This is a genomic window from Thalassoglobus neptunius, from assembly GCF_007859735.1.
Classification (GTDB): domain Bacteria; phylum Planctomycetota; class Planctomycetia; order Planctomycetales; family Planctomycetaceae; genus Thalassoglobus; species Thalassoglobus neptunius.
Genome location: NZ_SIHI01000062.1, coordinates 1 through 16545 on the forward strand (window position 1 = coordinate 1; position 16545 = coordinate 16545).

Genomic DNA, 16545 nt, shown 5'->3' on the forward strand with positions numbered 1-16545 from the left:
CAGCTTCTGCAACACCTCAGCCAGCGACTTTCCTGCCGCCAACATCGCTTGCCCCTCCTGCAACAGCTTCACAATCTGCTCAGGCTTACGTCGTCGTCGCTTCGTCATCAAAGTCTCCTCGAACCAAAATCGGTCGGTTGACTCTCATAACATCTGGATCAGAAAATGGGGAGCACGCCAAGTAGAATTACGTGTCGCTTTACTAATTATAACAAGGAGCAATAACGATGAAGTATCAAGTAGTCAGTCGAGACGAGTGGAATGCAGCACGCGAAGAATTACTCCAGCGCGAAAAGGAACATACTCATGCCAGCGACGCGCTGGCGGCCGCGCGACGGCGGTTGCCAATGACGCCTATGGAACCGGTGACGGTCGCGGGACCGAAAGGGCAAGTTCCGTTGCAGGAAGTGTTCGAGGGCCGGAAGATGCTGATCGTCTATCACTTCATGTGGAAACAGGGTGCACCTCACCACAAGCAGTGTGAAGGCTGCACGCACAGCCAAGCGGCAATGACTGCTGCCGTGTCGGCCTATCTCGCCGCACGCGACGTGACCTACGCCGTTTTTAGCAGCGGTCCGCTCGAAGAGATCATCGCCTATCGGGACTTCATGGGTTGGACCATGCCGTGGTATTCGACTGCCCACTCAGGTGAGGCACTTGCTACGCGAGACGGCGGCGACCTCCGCTGTTATCTGCAAACTGACGATCAAGTGTTTCAGTCTTACGAAACGAAATGGCGTGGAATTGAGGCCATGATGCCTTCGTTGCAGTTGCTCGATCTGACACCGTATGGTCGTCAGGAGACGTGGGAGGAGACGTCTGAGATTATTCAACTTGACGAAGCTGGTTCGTGGTGGCGTCGTGATGGTCGTCCCGTTGCCCAGTGGACGCGCACCGACGAGCCGGTGAAATAGACGCGAGTAGCCTTTAACCTATTAACCTATGATTGTGGAGAACGTAAATGAAACCAACAAAAAACACGATTTGTCTCTGGTATGAACGAGATGCTGTTGAAGCTGCGAAGTTTTACGCTGAGACCTTTCCCGATTCCTCCGTTGGAGCGACACATCGCGCACCAAGCGACAACCCGTCAACGGAAGAAGGACAAGTACGAGGCTCTGTCGGAAAAGGGGCTTTTCTGTTTGCAAAGTTCTGCGAACATGGAGGTTCGAAGGAACGTATTCAGCCAGGGAGGTCGGAACAGTGGTGCGTCATCAGTCGACGGATACGCAATGGGAGTTGATCGCGGATGTGTTTCCCCCACCCGCCAGAACAGGCCGGCCGCAACGGGATCGGCGGCAGATTGTCGATGCGATCTTGTGGATCCTGAGGACCGGATCGCCGTGGCGAGACTTGCCCCAGGAGTTTGGTCCCTGGAAGACGGTTTGGGATCTCTTCGAGACTTGGAATGCGGACGGAACGCTCGATGAAATCGTGCGTCGTCTGCAGGCAACAAAGATTGACTCCGGAGAAGTCGATCGCGAATTGTGGTGCATCGACGGCACCCATATTCGTGCTGCCCGCTGTGCTGGGGGGGGGGGGGGGCGGAAAAAAAGGGGGCCTCAGGAACCTGCTGACCATGCCTTAGGGCATTCTCGTGGCGGTTATACTACGAAAATCTATCTTCTGTGCGACAGCCGGGGGCATCCCTTGCACTTCGAACTTTCTGCGGGACAAGTCCACGAATCACAGTCTCTGATGGCAGTGCTCGAGGGCGCAGCAGACGAACTCCTGGACAGCCAGGGCTAGCCGATCGAGTGGCCAGCCCAGCTGGCGGGCGACAAAGGATATCGAGCGGAGTGGATCGATGAGGGGTTGCTGGCAATGGAGATCACTCCGGTGATTCCCTCGAAAACCAATGAAGATCGAACAGAACGGCGGGTGGAGTTCGACAAGCAAAAGTACCGTGAAAGGAACATCGTGGAACGCCTGATCGGCTGGTTGAAAGAATGCCGCCGCGTGTTCTCTCGCTTCGAGAAAACGGCCCTCAACTTCGGCGGCATGATCAAGATGGCCTTTATCGAACGTTACCTGCGACTGAGCGCCTAATTCACGTTTTCAGACAGAGCCTAGACATTCTCCAATTGCTTGAGTTTGCCAGCACTATGCACCTACCAGGCCGAGCCCTGGGGCAAACATTGGGTGAATTGCAAACCACCGGTCCTTTGTGAGTTCGACCGGTCTTAATGGATCGAACACGGTTGCATCATCTGTCCTACTTCGCTTGATCCAAAGTATTTCGGCATTAAGTAGTACTCGGGCAAAACCCATCGGGTTTCCTGCGAAGCCGGTTACCCAAGAGTAAAGATTTGATCCGGGATCGCCGCATTGAATCTCTAAATGAGTTATCTCGACCAATTCTTCGATCTGTGAAAACGCGAATTCTTTTGGCCAACCCTCCATTTTGCGAACGATCAACTCAATGCCTGGGAATTGATACGTCCATTCTCCAGTGACCTCGCGGATGCGTTCGTTCGAGAACCTTCGGATTGCAGAAATTATATCCCCACTCGTGATTTTCGTATGGCCTTCCTCAACTGCCGTTGTCGCCGCGAGTGTCGCCAACCTTATTGCTTCCCGTGGTCTTCCGTTAGATGAGTTCCAAATCTCACGAAATGCATTTTCAGGGAGCAGTCCACCCCAAATGTCTCCCTGACTTACACGAAGTTTGAACGCGATTCTATGATCCAGCATCTCTTGAACTGATGTAAAGTCCCAACGAACTGGACATACCCAGTCGTGTATCTTATCACGATCAACGAGCGGAAGCGCCTCATATATTTTTTTTCGCGCAAAGCAACAACTGCTTTCAAATGGGGGGGACGACTAAAGTGTTCAAGGCTTGTGAAGAGTGCTGCTCTGGCTCGGGCTACTTTGTTGAGGATGTCGTCGGGCTCTTTGGTCCATTGGAAGTGTTTGGGGGCGTCGTTGGTGTGATCGATGTAGTTCCAGATTGCTGCTTCCAGTTCGGCAACATTGCGAAATGATCCGCGACGAATACAGCGTTCGGTGAGATCGCGAAACCAGCGTTCTACGAGGTTCAGCCACGAACTGCTCGTCGGTGTGAAGTGCACATGAAACCGGCGATGTCGCTTGAGCCAGTGCTGTACTTTCTCGTGTTTATGGGTGGCATAGTTGTCGCAGATGATGTGAATCTCGACATCGGGATGTGCTTGGTTAATCGTCTTAAGAAAACTCAGCCATTCCTTGTGACGATGCTGTTGTTTGAAGTCCGCGAGCACTGTTCCCTCGGTAACATTTAGAGCTGCGAACAGAGTTGTGGTGCCGTTGCGTTGGTAATCGTGCGTCAATGTGCCCAGTCGACCGGGGAACATCGGCAAACTCTTTTGAGTTCGGTTGAGTGCCTGAATCTGACTTTTTTCATCGACGTTGAGCCGCTCATCGGCGAACGATTCGACGCTGAACACAAAAGCGGTTTTATCGTGCGACCTGGAAAGTCGAATATGCACGCCGCATGTTGCCCAGCTCCCCCGACCCCAACAATAACTTGGGCCTTGTCATGGATTCGATGGGTCGACTCTCCGAAGCGATCAACAGCTATGAGTTGGCCCAACCTTTCTTCGCGGGATCACCGCTATTGAATCGCCAACATGAAGGTCTGTTGAACAATGCTCTCGGCGTGGACGATGAGTTTTTCAATATGAAGTTGCGGGATCGAATGCGAATCTTTCCTCACGTTGATTTTTCTGTTTTTCATAGACCATCGAACATATCAGTGATCCAATCGCCAGTAATTTCGACAGGGGTCCACTGCAAAGTCGAAAATCGCTGGAGTTGCCCTCCCATTGTCGTCCAGGACGTTCCTGTCGCTTGCCGACTGTGAGGCGAACCGATTTCTACCATCCAACCACATTCGAAGTTGCTATGCACTGGTAGATCGCCCAGTCGAATTTCAAAAACCTGAAATTTTTATTCGGAGATTGCGATTGGGCGGAAGTAGATGAGAAACGGAGTTCGCATAGAGCGAATACTGCATTGGACCAGGAAATCTCCTGACGCCAAGTGAGCTTCTGATCACATACTCAAGCAGGAGATTTCGGCATGGATCGAGTGAAACGAGGAGTAGTGAATTGTGTTCTTCTCGGCTTTGGAGTCGCGCTTTCGGGCGCTGCATTGCAATTCAGCTCAAGTCCAACGCCGACACTCGATCAGCTAGTGTTCTGTGGATGCGCCAAGCTCCACGTCGGCGTGAATCCTCAGAATCTGGTCAGTGTCGAGTTCAAGAATTGCCAAATCGATGAAGCGTTGGTCAGTGAACTTGTGTCCAGAAAAACGATTGGAGCACTCTCACTTCGGGATTGCAACGTTCAAACGAACAGCTTGAGGATCCTGGCGGAGTCTCTGGACCTGAAACGGTTGGAAGTCGACGCAGGGAGCTTCGATTCGGCACAGGAATTCGAACGACTTCTTTCCCAGTTACACCTCGAATCATTGTCGCTCAAAAAAGTCGCTGTAACCGACTCTCAACTGAGAGAGATTAACTTTTCGAACCTCAAACAGGTCACAGTAGAATCCTGCGACAACCTGTCGCTTGAATCCCTGGAATACCTGGCGTCAGCGCCGAAGATCAGCTTCTTGAATTTCCAGGGTCTTTCTCTGTCCAAGAATGACTTTCAGAGAGTTCGATCTCGTCATCCCGACGTGGAGATCAATGTTGATCCTGCGGATTTCAAAGAATTCTCCGCCCTTGTCGAAGTGGATGCCAAGATGGATCTCGATGACAGTTTGGGTCTTGTCGGGATAACGATCGAGAACCGGAAGATCGATGAGGAGGTTTTCCGAACTGTCGACGTCTCCCGACTGGAGCATTTAGCGTTGAATCGTTGCCACATCAGTAAGCCTCTTCTGGCTTCAATCGGAGCGATAAAAAGCCTGAAGACTCTCAGCCTGAAACAATCACGTGTCTCTCCGGCAGGGCTGAAACACCTGCAGCGTCTTTCTCAGCTCATTGTCCTGAATCTGGACGACGTTTACTCTCGCAGGTCACATGAGCTTGTCCTTCCGGAACTCCCCGGACTTCAGTTCCTGTTTGCAAATTCCCTTTCCTTTTCTGATGCGATGTTTGAACAACTCCAACCGATGTCGCTCAGATTCTTGAGCCTGGGCCCAGGAGTGACGGAGGCGGCAATTCGGAAGCTCGCTGCTGACCAACTCAGAACTCTCGCGCTGTGCGGATGGCATGTTGATGAGAAGTTACTTCAATGTGTTCTCTGCAGTCATGAGGTGTCTGATCTCATACTGGTTGACTGTTCCGTCGACCAAATGGATCTCGATGATCCGGAATTATTCGATCATCTGAATTCCCTTCGCCTGATTAAGTCCAGCGTGCCCCAGTCAACACTCTTGCAACTGACACAAATCGCGCCGAGCCTTGCGATTCATGCATCTTTCGAGTGAAACTCAGACGTAAGTCTTCCAGTTTGGGAGTCGACAAAACGCGATGGACAAACAATGTCTCATGACGGTCGGACGACATGACACAATTCGACAAGCACTCATCAAGTGATGAGTTACAACCTGCCATGCTTTGCGTGCTTCCATTCAGGATGGGGCGAACGCGTTGTTCTTCTCGTTTGCACCACCTTGGCCACGATTCGTCATTCACATTCGGACTCCGTTTCACTGGGTCGCGAGCAGCCAAACGAAGTCATCTGAAAACTCCCCAGGAAACAACTGCTATGTCGTCAACGACTTTGAACTCGATTTCTTTTTGCACATTGTTCTGGATCGGATTGACTTGCTCTGCTACATGGTCACAGGAGATCTCGCAGCAATCAGAGTCTCGGGCATCCGAAATTGTGAACAACGCCATCGAGTCCGGTCAAATCGCTGGCGCAGTTCACATTGTTTCTCGGAACGGAGAGATCATTTTTCTGAACGAGGCAGGAGTTCGAGATATTGAAAGTGGGCAGCCAATGGACACTGACACTCTCGTGCGAATTTATTCGATGTCCAAACCGATTACGTCGGTGGCAGCGATGGTCTTGTACGAGCAGGACAAATTTGATCTTGATGATCCTGTATTGAAGTTTATCCCCTCTTTCACGAACGCAATGGTCTGGTCAACCACAGAGAAGAGTCCGGTCCCGCCCACACGTCCAATGAGAGTTCGAGATGTGTTTCGCCATACAACCGGCTATGCATACAGTGGGAATGGAAACCGAGAGCTGGAAAAAGCTTACAGTGAATCGGAAATGAAATATCGAGAACCGCAAGGCATGTTTCCGCCCGACATGTCGATTGAAGAGGCTGCGGAAGCACTTAGTCGCATCCCAGCTCATCATCACCCGGGAGAGAGATTTACGTACGGTTTCAGCACCGATCTCCTCGGACGGTTAATCGAAGTCTGGTCAGGAAAAACTCTGGCAGAGCAGCTGCAGGAATCGATTTTCGATCCACTTGAAATGCGTGACACAAGTTTTTCAGTTTCGCCTGAGAAGCAGAACCGATTTGCATCTTGCCACACGCATGTCGCCGACAAGTTGGCAATTGCGGACAAGGCAGTGACCAGTCCATACCTCGAAGAGTTCGCATTCTTGTCCGGAGGAGGTGGTCTTGTTTCAACCGCGAGCGACTATGCGAAATTCTGTGACATGCTTGTGAATGGTGGACAACGGGATGGCGTTCGCATCCTAAAGGAAGAAACACAGCAATTAATGTTTACCGATCAGCTCGAAGGGGCGGCAGGTGATTTTCGTTTCGGACTTGGGTTCGCGATTAACGACATTGTCGTCGGGACCGGCGTCAGTCAACATTCTGTGAAGCAGTACTCATGGGGAGGGTACGCGAGCACCGACTTTCGGGTGGTTCCAGAAATGAATCTCTATCAGATTTTCATTCGTCAGCATATTCCTTCATCACACCAACTCGCCAATCAAGCCTTTGACATCATCTACAAAGGAGTCAATCTCGACGAACAGCAAGATCGTGTGTCGTCCATGCAGATGTGGCCGGGATGGTTAGGGCCGAATCGCGATGGCTGGGTCAGTGGTTTTAAAGCACCTGAAGATTGGCCCGATCAGCTCTCTCAGTCGTGGTCCGTTGAAGTCGGCACCGGATACGGCACGCCACTCGTGGTGAACGACCGTATTTATCAGCATGCTCGGCAAGGAGAGGATGAAGTTTTGTGGTGTCTGAATCGTCAGACCGGGAAACCGCTCTGGAGAAGGTCCATTCCAACACCCTTTACTATTGGCGGGGGCGCGCAGAAGCACGGGAAGGGTCCCAAGTCAAATCCATTCTACATGGACGAGAAGGTCTTCACGCTCGGTATTACGGGTGTCTTGAGTGCATGGGATGCTGAGAATGGCGACCTGATTTGGCAACGAGACGAGTCTGAAGTTTTCGGCACCAATCAACCGTATTGGGGAGTTTCAACATCGCCGATTGCAGACGAGAATGCCCTGTTTGTCCATTTTGGGAACGACGAGAGGGGTTCGCTCTACGCCATCAGTCTCGATCAAGGGGAGAACATTTGGACGTATGGAAGTGACGGGACCTCATATTCGTCTCCACTACTGGTCGAATTGCAGGGTGTTGAGCAACTGGTGGAGTGGAATCATCGTGCTCTCGTGGGCATCGACGTAGCAACGGGCCAACATTTGTGGGAGTTTCCGTTTCCTCATGTGGGCAGCGATCAGAATATGCCGACGCCAGTTTTTGAGAACGGGCGATTCATCCTCGGGGGTGAGAACCGCGGGATTCACAGCCTCAAACCGGAAAGAACCAAGAACGGCCAATGGTCAGTACACAGCGAGTGGCACCAGAAGGCGGTCGCACTCGACATGAGTTCAGCCGTGATCAATGACGGCTTGCTTTTTGGTTTTTCGCACTACAAACAGGGGCAATTATTCTGTTTGGATCCGGAGACCGGCGAGATCTTGTGGACGAGTCCCGGCCGAACGGGAGAGAACGTTGCATTTCTTTCGATTCCCGAACATGTCATCGCGTTGGTGAATACAGGTGAACTGAGACTCATCGAAGCGACAGGAGAAGAATACCGACCGGTTCGCTCGTGGAACGTCTCTCAGTCGGAAACCTGGGCAGCACCTGCCCTCCTCTCGGACGGAGTCTTGATTAAGAATGCCAACACGATTGCGTTCTGGTCGTTTTCGGATGTCTCGCCGCGAGACAGCACGACAACGTCTCAGTGATTTGTCGAAACTCTCCGTCGAATTCATCGCCGACTCGCTGCTGCCGTCATTGTGTGGGAAACTCCGGAACGCGATTTCCACGGCATCATTGAAGAAAGTACTCCAGATTTCTCGGGAATTCGGTCTCGACCGGAAGTGTCTATAAGAGGAACGGGAGAACTGTCGATGGATGATCACGCAAAAGATGTTCTGTATGACCGGTTTGTCTCGCTATTCGCGAGGCACGAACGATCAATACGCAGCTACATTCGATCACTCCTTCCGACCTCCAATGATGCAGACGATGTGATGCAGGAGGTCGGCTTGGTCTGCTGGAAAAAATTTGGGACCTTCGAACCAGCAGGGAGTCCGGAGGAGTTTGTCCGCTGGGCGTGTGTGATCGCCCGATTCGAAGTGCTGCGCCATCGCCGCAACTGTGCTCGTGACCGACTGGTCCTCAGCGAAGGCGTCTTGAAACTGCTCGCGAGTGACGCAGAAACAAGGTTGCCGGTCGCTGAAGCCGAACGCCAGGCCGTTGAACAATGTCTTGGGAAACTGCCGCCGCCCGAACGTCGACTCCTGCTCTCGGTGCATACACCTGGCGATTCAATTGCGAAGGTTGCTGAAGAGCTTGGACAAGAAGTCCGCCGCCTGTACAGCAAGGTTGTCGTGCTCAGGGATGGTCTCAGGCAATGTGTGAGCCGACAACTGGCAGAACTGGAGAAGTGAGATGAGTGAGTTCGATTCGCGACAGCATCTGGAGACGCTCATCCAGCATTACGCCTATGGAACGATCAGTTCCGAACAGCTCACAGAACTCGAGGCGTTGCTGAAGTCCGATCAGGTCGCACGAGATCGGTTCCTTTCCGAGATGAATCTGCATTCGACTCTCGATGACTTAGCCATTTTACGTGACATGAGCGATTCCACAGCAATTTTCACTGAGAGACTGGAAGCCCCGCAACCCTCTCAGCCACAGCGATCGAAGTTTCACGCGTTGCTCGCACTGCTATTGGCGTGTTTGGTGATCGCCGTTTCATTCAGCACGTTGTTGCAACCACCGCAGAAACAGCGGGGCGCGAAGATCACCGGATTGAGTGGCTCGCTCCAGTTGACTGGTGATGGAGGGCGAGTTTCGCGCGATGTTAATGTCGGAGACGAATTAACAGGCGGAACAATCGAAGGAATGACTCCGGAGTCGTGGTTCGAGTTGACGTTTGATGATGGCTCGACCATTTCGATTTCCGGACACTCAATGCTGACCTACGCCGACAACGGTCAAAAAGAATTGCACCTCAAGAGTGGCAGCTTCTCTGCAAATGTCACGAAACAGAGTCCCGGAAAACCAATGTTGGTTCATACTCGATCGGCACTTTTTGAAGTCTTGGGAACACGTCTCAACGTCGACGCGGATCTCTCTTCTTCCACCTTGACCGTCTCTGAAGGGACCGTCCGAGCGATTCGTCGCAGTGACGGGAAAACGGTTGAAGTTCCCGCCAATCATCGCGTCGTGGCCACGGTCGAACGAGAACTCAAGCCGGAAAGACTTCCTGATTCAGTCGATCGCTGGGCGAGTCAACTCTATCAAGGGCCAGTCGCAACTTACGGCAAGTGGTTCGCTGGGACAGAAGAAGAACCCGCGACGCTCTGGGCGATCCCCTACACAGTCGACAGGGAAACAGGTCACAACATGACAATCTACACAGCAGGCATCGGAGTCTCGACGGGTGACAACCCGCCAGTGGTGCTCCCTCCGCATGCCCAATTGCGTGTTCGCGGCCGACTCGATCGTCCCAATCATGTTTTCTTCGGACTGACCTTACGAGAAACCAATGGAGACTTTGCGGGGCGTTTTCAGAGAGTTCTTTCCGCCGAAAACTTCTCTGGTGGTGAATTCGAAGTGATGCTCAATCTCGATGACTATGAACTCGACCCGTCACTCGAATTCATGAAAGAGAAGCTTCCTGTTGGTCCAGGAAAGTTGATTGTCGAGTCAGTGTGGTGTCATACGTTGTTCGATCAAGTCGGCTTGGCGATCACGTCTGTTGAAATCAACCCCTGATCTGTCCCCAAGTTTCCCTCCTTTGAATTTCCCACCTCTGATGTTTGGAGAAAACATGTCTTCTTGGCGAAAAGGATTCACGCTCATCGAGCTACTCGTAGTCATCGCGATCATCGCGATTCTGATCGCACTGCTGTTGCCTGCTGTGCAACAGGCTCGGGAAGCTGCTCGCAGAACTCAGTGCAAGAGCAATCTGAAACAGATTGGGCTCGCGCTGAACAACTATCACGACGTCAGCAATTGCTTTCCACCGTTCTTTATTCACCGAACCGGTAACTCTTCACGAATTGCGGATGCGGACAAAGGGGCGAATTGGCTGGTCTTCCTGTTACCGTACGTGGATCAGTCTCCAATCTACAACAATTGGGATTTCGACATCCCGGCTAATCAGAATGAGGAACGCTCTCAGTCGTTAAGCATCTACAAATGCCCGACTGATCCGCAAAGCGATGGCCCACATTGTAGCTATGCAGGTGGAGGTTGGGCGCGTGGCAACTATGGGATGAATGTCTCTCCTTGTGCACACGGTGTTGGCGAAACGAACACTGGTGATGGAGGTGTAGGGGGAGCAAACACAGTGGTCCGCTTTCGTGATATCACCGATGGCACATCGAATACGATCGCAGTCGATGAACTGCGAAGTGGACTGAATGCACAGGACCTGCGAGGAAGTTGGGCGATGCCGGGGTTGGGATCTGGAACCGCCGCCATGTTCAACGATGCGAGTCCTCCAAACAGTTGGAAGCCCCATTCTGATGACATGGAGAACTGTGCTGTCTCAGGATCAATGGGCAATCCGCCAATGGGATGCTTCGATAATAACTCGACGGGACAAATGACGTCTCGTAGCTTGCACACAGGAGGTGTACAAGTTTTGCTTATCGACGGATCCGCTCGATTCGTCAGTGAGAATATTGATTATACATGGGGGGAAACTGATTGTGGTCCCCCAAGTAAACGTGGCGTGTGGCAACGACTTCATACTCGCGGAGGTGGAGAGATCATCAGTGAATTCTAAATCCCTAAACCCACTCCTGTTGCTGCTATGTCTTGACTCTTTCGGCTGCGGCGCACGTTTGCCAGAACTTTCCGTCGTCAAGAGTCAGATGGCGCCGGAGCAACTTGCAATCGGCGAACCGTTCGTGAATTCCATCGGGATGACGCTCGTTCCGATTCCGCAGGGTCGGTTCCTGATGGGCACTTCTGAATCAAAGCCCAAAGAGAATAAGAAGAAGGCTAAGAGTTTGGGAGACAAGTCCGAGTTCCCACAGCATCAAGTCCAGATCACCAAGCCGTACTTCATCGGAATCTGCGAAGTCACTCAAAGTCAGTACGAGCACGTGATGAACGAGTCGCCCTGGGAGAACCAACCGCTGACAACAGAGAACGCCAACATTGCAGCGAGTTACATCACCTGGGATCGGGCGAAGCGTTTCTGCGAGAAACTCAGTGAGCGAGAAAATGCCATCTATCGACTTCCTTCTGAGGCAGAATGGGAGTACGCCTGTCGAGCGGGCACGAGTTCTTCGTTCTCTTTCGGTGAAGACTGGCAGGCAATTGGTGAACATGCGTGGTTTGATCAAAACGCATATCAGGCAAGTGAACGGTACGCACATGCGGTAGGGCAAAAGAAGCCAAATGCCTGGAGCTTGTACGACATGCATGGCAATGTGTGGGAATGGTGTACTGACTACCACGAACGGTATGGCGAACGTGTTGACGAGGCTAAAGGCGAACCTGTCATCGATCCAAAAGGGCCAGTTAAGGGCTGGGCCCGCGTCTGGCGAGGTGGGGGTTTCGCCGACAGTGCAATCAATCTTCGTTCGGCGACTCGCAATAGTTATGGACGTGTCGACTACAAGCCCGATTTTATGGCAGGATTTCGGGTCGTCAAAGAGATCCCTTAACGATTGAACCAATGCGCAGTAGTGGAATCCGTCCCCGGGAAAAACACCTCAATGTGAACCGGTTTGACAATTCGTTGAACGATTCAGGAAACCGATCGCGAGTTTCAGGAGATGCTATCATGATGAAGCTATTCGTCACATTTCTCGCCGCAGTCCTCCTTGCAGCGAGCCTTCTTGGTCCACCGGCCAACTCGAAAGAGACTCAAAAGCGAGAGACGGCCAGCAACCCGAAAAGCGATGCCGCACCCGATCGGCTGAGAGAGAGTGGGCACTCATCATTTGTGAGCCCTCACACGTCGCCCATCGCTGTGAGGAATGGTCTTGTTTATGTGGTCAATACACCTTCCGACACAGTGGATGTGATTGACTCACAGTCAAAGTCGATTGTTCGTCGGATTCCGGTCGGCATTGATCCGGTCAGCATTGGTGTTCGCCCCGACGGAAAAGAAGTTTGGATCGCGAACCACGTTTCGGACTCTGTCAGTGTGATCGACAGTGACCATGACAGTCCCACGTTTCTCCATGTCATTGCGACAATTCAGCAGTTCGATCCTAAAACGAGAGCCACGACATTCGATGAACCGATGGGGATCGCGTTTGCCACAAACGAAAAAGCATACGTCGCACTTTCTTCGGAGAATCAAATTGCCGTCGTGGATGTCAAACAACGTAGAATTACGAAGCGACTCGCGATCGCCGCTCAAGATCCAAGAGCGATCTCTGTTCGTAACGGGCGACTCTATGTCATCCCGTTTGAGTCGAATAACAAGACTCAGCTCTCAGGCGGCAGCAAGGAGAATATCGATGGAGACCTGGTGACATTCGATGCCTGGGAACATTCAATCCTCCACAACAACGTGCTCTCGCTCGGACATGTCGTTGATATCGTCAAGCATCCTGATGTCCCGGACCGCGACCTGTTTGTCTTTGATACAAAAACTGACGAACTCATTGATTCCGTGGATACGCTCGGCACGCTGTTATACGGATTGACCGTCGATTCGAGCGGTCGCGTTTTCATTGCTCAGACCGATGCTCGAAATCACATCAACGGTCGAGCTGGAACGAAAAAGCACAGTCTCAAGGAACTCGATAATCGAGCCTTTCTGAATCAGATCACGCAAGTTCAGTTCACTGACAAGGGAGCTTCGAGAAAAGAGATCATCGATCTTGAGCCATTACCACCTGAACATCCAAGCCCAGGCGAGGCACTTGCAACACCATATGCCATAGAGATCAGCGGAGATGATTCAACGCTCGTGGTGACGGCAGCAGCATCAGACAAGGTGGTCACAATCGACGCGAAGAGTGGCAAAGTGATGGGACGCGTTGCAGTCGATGCGGTTCCGAGAGGAATCGCTTTGGACGCGACTGCAGATGGGTCACTCTCGCAGGCATGGGTGTTGAACGCAGTTGCGAACACCGTTTCACTCATCGACTTGAACAATCCCACAACCCCCACCGTCGTTCAGACAATCGAACTCGCAGATCCCACACCGCCTGCGGTCAGACGTGGACGCATTGCGTTTGAAACAGCATCCGCTTCGATGACCGAAACCTATTCTTGCGCGAGCTGCCATCCCGATGGTCATACAGATCAACTCTTGTGGGTCTTGAAAACTCCGATCGTCACTGGCGGAGACCAGATCATGCCACGGTCGACAATGCCCATCCGCGGGTTGAGAGATACCGAGCCATTTCACTGGGACGGCATCCCCGGTGATCCCTATGGCGGAAACAACAGTGCGAATATTCATGGATCTGACGAACCGACATCGATTCACGGAGACGTAATCAGTGCTGCGCGTCACCTCATCGATGGAGCGCTCGCTGGGACGATGGCCGTGGTCGGGGACGAAACGATCAACAACGAAGGCAAAGCTGGACTTCTCTCAGCTGCTCAGCGTGACGAGATGTCCGAGTTCCTGTTGAGTGTCCCTTATCCACCGTCGCAGAAACGCCCCTATGACAACGTTGTTACAGATCGCGCAAAACGGGGTTTCCAACTCTTCCATATCGACGGCGACTTGGACCCGACAAAGCCACAAGCGAATGTTTGTGGGAATTGCCATCGTATGCCGTTTCTCGTGAGCACGAACACCCCTGGAACCGGAATGGACGCCCCAACCTGGCGAGGTGCTTACGACCGATTTCTCATCTTGCCGCAGGGGCGACTGAATATTCTCGAGTTTGACTTCTACGAGCGGATCGCTCAGCAAGGCATTCCAGAGAAAGAAATGTGGCGTTTTTCCTGGGGAGGCCGGGAACGGTTCAACCCCGTCTGGGACATGGTTCTTGAAGGCAGTACCGGGTATTCGGGGGCATTTGCTCGTCAACTGACTCTGAATGAGCGATCTGCACAAGACGAACAGATGCACGATCTCCTTATCGCTCTTGAATCTTCAGCGGCAGAGGAGGCGATCATCCTCGAGGGTCACGGTCTCCTGTTGACAGATCGGGGGTCGGAAGAGTTGTCACTCCGGTATCAATCGGCAGCAAATGGCAAACACTATGTCCCTGTCCATCTCGACGGGAAGGCATTTTCGCGTGAAGAATTGATCGAGATGGCAGACTCTGGCGAACTCATCGTGACTCTCACAGGCTACCATGGTGAGAGGTCCGATTCTGCTCATCCCCAACCAGCGATCTGGACACTCGGCCCGATCGAAAAGCAAAGAGGACCACAAAAATTTCCCAAACTTTATCCTGGCAAAACTGAGATGATCGTCAGCGGACGGCATCTCGATCAAGATGCTCATGTGTTCCTGAATGGTCGCCGCGTGCGGGGTGACGTCGAACTCCTTAAGGACGAGCGCGTGAGGATAGCACTCGAATCACTTCCCGATCCCGGGATGCAACTCATGCAATTGCAGAATCCGGATGGAAAGCTCAGCAATGACTTCATTGTGCAAGTTTCAGTCGAAGAACCGAAGTCCGTCAATCCAGATTCAAAAGTCCTCAGCGACATCCTCAATCGTAATGGATGGGACAGGCTGCTGGGCGTTTGGGGCGACCCAGACACGGGCGGTGAAAAACTGAAGATGATTTACAGTTGGAAGATCGAAGGGCGGGTCATCGAAACGCGATCGTTTGAGCCAAAAAAGCAATCAGTGGGTTTGATGGCTGTCAATGGGCAGTCCGGCGACGTTTTTGATGTCAGTGCGGATGCAACAGGCTCCTCAACGCTTGGCACATGGAAGTTCGAAAGCGACGGAAATGCCGTATTGCAAGTTGTCTACGCGACTGGAGAAGGCCAGCAGGGCACTCTCAACATTCACTATCAGCTTGTCGATGATGATACGTTGCATCTGACTTTTGAGTTTCCCGAACCGTTCCACATCAAACTGATTCGAATGAAACCAACCAAATCTCATAAGAAAGAACTACGAAAGTGAGAGCACATTCGATCTCGTCATAAGACAGCCTCTCAGTCCTGTGATCTTCGTAAACCAAGTTCAGCCGATGGCAATGCCTTCGCCTGCAACCAGCATCAGAAAGTCCGCGGAGAGGGTGTTTTGTATCCGGTTCAACCGCTCACCACTTCGGCCTGGAAGCACGTGGCGACAGGCGAAGTTGGCGACGACTCGCGCCTGCCAGTCGATACATTGCCGCATGAGATTTCCGACTCTGGGAACTGCTCTGATTTTGATATCGAACAGAGGCGCTGCCCAATGACGAACGGAGCGATTGAGTCACTCCGACAGTTCATCGTCCTCTCTCCCTGGACGGAAGCTGGATACCCTCAAAATGAATTTGAGAAAGCTTTCAATTCGTTGAGTATCCAATAGCGTTTGCGAGGCGTCTTCACGGTACGACACAACTGTACGGGCGGATTAATAGCGGTACGTTGCTGCAACTCCTGTGCTGGACGGCATCTGCTCTGCTGGCACAACGACGACTTCACCTTTCGTACTCATCACGAGTTCCGCCAGATCATCGAGAATGTCATCGACTTCGGGGTTGGACAAGTCCTTCGACTCGACCTGACCTGTTTCAATATCGATTTTCCCCCCCCAATCTGGCGATCAGCCTCGACGAGCAACGAACCGGTCGATCTCAACAAGCGGGCGAAGACTCTCAGGTCAGAGATGCAGGCGGCCAGAGATCGTTTTTCCAAGTGCAGAAATGCTCGCGGCACAGTTCAAGGCTATTTCCAGTCAATCCGCGTGTCGGCATCACATCCATTTCGCATGGGATTCCCTCACGAACGAAGGTTCCGGTTCACAACTTTCCGCGGACGGATTGGCGTGCTCCCCATTTTCTGATCCAGATGTTATGAGAGTCAACCGACCGATTTTGGTTCGAGGAGACTTTGATGACGAAGCGACGACGACGTAAGCCTGAGCAGATTGTGAAGCTGTTGCAGGAGGGGCAAGCGATGTTGGCGGCAGGAAAGTCGCTGGCTGAGGTGTTGCAGAAGCTG

13 protein-coding genes and 2 pseudogenes are annotated in these 16545 nt (G+C 52.3%); 11 read left to right on the forward strand and 4 right to left on the reverse strand.

The genetic code is table 11. The features are described 5' to 3' along the window. Positions 1-227 precede the first annotated feature (227 nt). The 4 genes and pseudogenes from KOR42_RS23980 to KOR42_RS23995 all read left to right on the forward strand — a co-directional run bounded on the left by KOR42_RS23980 (position 228) and on the right by KOR42_RS23995 (position 2049). Complete coding sequence (locus tag KOR42_RS23980) at positions 228-914, forward strand: DUF899 family protein (protein WP_146512369.1); 687 nt, start codon at positions 228-230, stop codon at positions 912-914. A 47-nt stretch (positions 915-961) separates the two neighbouring features. Beyond that, positions 962-1111 (forward strand): annotated as a pseudogene (locus KOR42_RS27985) (VOC family protein); the annotation flags it as partial. 92 nt (positions 1112-1203) lie between these two features. After that, positions 1204-1749: an IS5 family transposase gene (locus KOR42_RS23990; protein ID WP_197441529.1), complete on the forward strand. Its 546-nt coding sequence runs from the start codon at positions 1204-1206 to the stop codon at positions 1747-1749. A gap of 21 nt (positions 1750-1770) precedes the next feature. Next, on the forward strand, positions 1771-2049 hold the full coding sequence (locus tag KOR42_RS23995) for a transposase (RefSeq protein WP_261342072.1): 279 nt from the start codon (positions 1771-1773) through the stop codon (positions 2047-2049). A gap of 54 nt (positions 2050-2103) precedes the next feature. On the opposite strand, the gene KOR42_RS24000 is transcribed toward KOR42_RS23995, so the two are convergent. Together KOR42_RS24000 and KOR42_RS24005 are read right to left on the reverse strand one after the other, a co-directional pair. Further along, entirely contained in the window at positions 2104-2781 is a 678-nt protein-coding gene (locus tag KOR42_RS24000; RefSeq protein WP_390620923.1) for a P-loop ATPase, Sll1717 family, read from the reverse strand. 68 nt (positions 2782-2849) lie between these two features. Then, positions 2850-3395 (reverse strand): annotated as a pseudogene (locus tag KOR42_RS24005) (IS630 family transposase); the annotation flags it as partial. A gap of 667 nt (positions 3396-4062) precedes the next feature. Here KOR42_RS24005 and KOR42_RS24010 point away from each other — a divergent pair. From KOR42_RS24010 to KOR42_RS24040, 7 genes are all read left to right on the forward strand, one after another. Continuing rightward, complete coding sequence (locus tag KOR42_RS24010) at positions 4063-5418, forward strand: hypothetical protein (RefSeq protein WP_146512375.1); 1356 nt, start codon at positions 4063-4065, stop codon at positions 5416-5418. 281 nt (positions 5419-5699) lie between these two features. After that, positions 5700-8174, forward strand: a complete 2475-nt coding sequence (locus KOR42_RS24015; protein WP_231741104.1) for a serine hydrolase — start codon at positions 5700-5702, stop codon at positions 8172-8174. 165 nt (positions 8175-8339) lie between these two features. Beyond that, positions 8340-8882, forward strand: a complete 543-nt coding sequence (locus KOR42_RS24020) for a sigma-70 family RNA polymerase sigma factor (protein ID WP_146512377.1) — start codon at positions 8340-8342, stop codon at positions 8880-8882. A gap of 1 nt (position 8883) precedes the next feature. Further along, entirely contained in the window at positions 8884-10215 is a 1332-nt protein-coding gene (locus KOR42_RS24025; protein WP_146512378.1) for a FecR domain-containing protein, read from the forward strand. A gap of 55 nt (positions 10216-10270) precedes the next feature. Beyond that, a complete protein-coding gene (locus tag KOR42_RS24030) occupies positions 10271-11233 on the forward strand; it encodes a DUF1559 domain-containing protein (RefSeq protein WP_146512379.1) in 963 nt (320 codons plus the stop codon). After that, a complete protein-coding gene (locus KOR42_RS24035; RefSeq protein ID WP_146512380.1) occupies positions 11223-12122 on the forward strand; it encodes a formylglycine-generating enzyme family protein in 900 nt (299 codons plus the stop codon). The genes KOR42_RS24030 and KOR42_RS24035 overlap by 11 nt, the downstream gene beginning before the upstream one ends. Before the next feature lie 119 nt (positions 12123-12241). Further along, positions 12242-15517 carry a hypothetical protein gene (locus tag KOR42_RS24040; RefSeq protein ID WP_146512381.1) on the forward strand — a complete coding sequence of 1092 codons (3276 nt, stop codon included), beginning with the start codon at positions 12242-12244 and terminating at the stop codon, positions 15515-15517. 60 nt (positions 15518-15577) lie between these two features. Here KOR42_RS24040 and KOR42_RS27050 read toward each other — a convergent pair whose 3' ends face one another. Then, entirely contained in the window at positions 15578-15736 is a 159-nt protein-coding gene (locus tag KOR42_RS27050) for a hypothetical protein (protein ID WP_197441532.1), read from the reverse strand. Positions 15737-15955: 219 nt separating this feature from the next. Then, positions 15956-16090, reverse strand: coding sequence for a hypothetical protein (locus tag KOR42_RS27690; RefSeq protein WP_261342071.1), 135 nt, complete (start codon positions 16088-16090; stop codon positions 15956-15958). Between the last annotated feature and the right edge of the window lie 455 nt (positions 16091-16545).

What these genes read in the sequence shown, in the direction of transcription:
- KOR42_RS27050 (WP_197441532.1), bottom strand. Translation starts at nt 15,736, where the DNA reads ATGCGGCAATGTATCGACTGGCAGGCGCGAGTCGTCGCCAACTTCGCC.
- KOR42_RS24025 (WP_146512378.1), top strand. Translation starts at nt 8,884, where the DNA reads ATGAGTGAGTTCGATTCGCGACAGCATCTGGAGACGCTCATCCAGCAT.
- KOR42_RS24020 (WP_146512377.1), top strand. Translation starts at nt 8,340, where the DNA reads ATGGATGATCACGCAAAAGATGTTCTGTATGACCGGTTTGTCTCGCTA.
- KOR42_RS24030 (WP_146512379.1), top strand. Translation starts at nt 10,271, where the DNA reads ATGTCTTCTTGGCGAAAAGGATTCACGCTCATCGAGCTACTCGTAGTC.
- KOR42_RS24010 (WP_146512375.1), top strand. Translation starts at nt 4,063, where the DNA reads ATGGATCGAGTGAAACGAGGAGTAGTGAATTGTGTTCTTCTCGGCTTT.
- KOR42_RS24015 (WP_231741104.1), top strand. Translation starts at nt 5,700, where the DNA reads ATGTCGTCAACGACTTTGAACTCGATTTCTTTTTGCACATTGTTCTGG.
- KOR42_RS24040 (WP_146512381.1), top strand. Translation starts at nt 12,242, where the DNA reads ATGATGAAGCTATTCGTCACATTTCTCGCCGCAGTCCTCCTTGCAGCG.
- KOR42_RS23980 (WP_146512369.1), top strand. Translation starts at nt 228, where the DNA reads ATGAAGTATCAAGTAGTCAGTCGAGACGAGTGGAATGCAGCACGCGAA.